2 protein-coding genes are annotated in these 1,138 nt (G+C 62.1%); one reads left to right on the top strand and one right to left on the bottom strand.

The features are described 5' to 3' along the window. Positions 1 to 321 (top strand): recombinase family protein (locus BXP70_RS29070; protein ID WP_179197907.1); only part of this gene is annotated, 321 nt, incomplete at its 5' end. Positions 322 to 415: 94 nt separating this feature from the next. Here BXP70_RS29070 and BXP70_RS31195 read toward each other — a convergent pair. Next, the gene (locus BXP70_RS31195) at positions 416 to 679 is read right to left on the bottom strand and encodes a T9SS type A sorting domain-containing protein (protein ID WP_449404452.1); all 264 of its coding nucleotides are present in this window, start codon (positions 677 to 679) and stop codon (positions 416 to 418) included. Positions 680 to 1,138 lie beyond the last annotated feature (459 nt).

Raw genomic sequence — 1,138 nt, 5'->3', positions numbered from 1 at the left:
AAGGAAGCCACCGCCATTGCCACCCGCACCCGCGATGCGCTCGCGGCCAAGAAAGCCCGCGGCCACGTTTTAGGGACGCCCGCCAATCTCACGGCTGACGCTACGGAACGGGGATTCGCCGTGCGCCAACAGAACGCCCGGGATCATCTGGCCAACCGGCAAGCCGCGCAACTAGCGACCTTGCTACATGCCACGGGCCTAACGCTGCGCGCCATTGCCCAGCGCCTGAACGAGTCCGGGTATCGCACCCGCAGAGGAAAACTCTTCCATCCCATGGGCGTGCAACGGTTACTAACGCGGACGGAGCAGAAACCTACTTAGGCACTATCACTACCCAACTGCCCAGTAGATGGGAGAAAGCAACAGAGGCCACCCAGTAGGCGGCCTCTGTTGACGTACCAACTATAGGATACCTTTAAGGCCGGTAGAACCGGGCCGAATAGGACTTGTGATTCACCAGCAGTTGCACCACGTACCAACCCATGGGCAGGTTCGGTAAGCGCAATTCTCCGCCCGCTAGCTGCGGGCCGTGTTCTCGGAGTACTACCTGGCCCGTGCTATTATATACGGCCAGCAGTGCTTCCGCTCCGAGCGGCGCCGTGAAGGAATACCGCAGCGTTTGGTCCGTTACCTGCGTGGGATAGACAAGCAGCTGGGGCGCTTGCGCCTCCAGGTGCACGGCCTGTACGGAGGAATACTGCACACTGCTATCTTGGTCGACTTGCCGCAGGCGGTAGTACAGGACGGGGCGTTGGTANCGCAGGCGGTAGTACAGGACGGGGCGTTGGTAACGCGTAATATGCAGGTCTCGCCACTGATAGGCATGCGCGCTTGTGGTAGTACCCTGCGCCGCTACCTGACCGATGTGCTGAAACTGCACGCCATCCGGGCTGCTTTCCAGCGCGAAGTAGGCGCTGTTCTTTTCCGCGGCCGTGGTCCAGCGCAGCAGCGCGTCCGGGCCCTGCGCCTGGGCCGTGAAGCTAGTGAGCTCCACGGGCAAGGGGTTGTTTTGCTGGCCAAGTGTCCACACCGAGAAGTGGTTCACGCCTGTTGCCGTGACCGTGTTCGCGGTGGCGTTGCGGCCACTAGACGCGATGGGTTGCCAGGGGCCCGTAGTGCCGGTGCTGGAGCGGAACAG

It is taken from the genome of Hymenobacter crusticola (assembly GCF_002154225.1).
Classification (GTDB): Bacteria; Bacteroidota; Bacteroidia; order Cytophagales; family Hymenobacteraceae; genus Hymenobacter; species Hymenobacter crusticola.
Note: the sequence above shows the minus strand (reverse complement) of the source record. Positions and strands in the feature narration are given on the sequence as shown.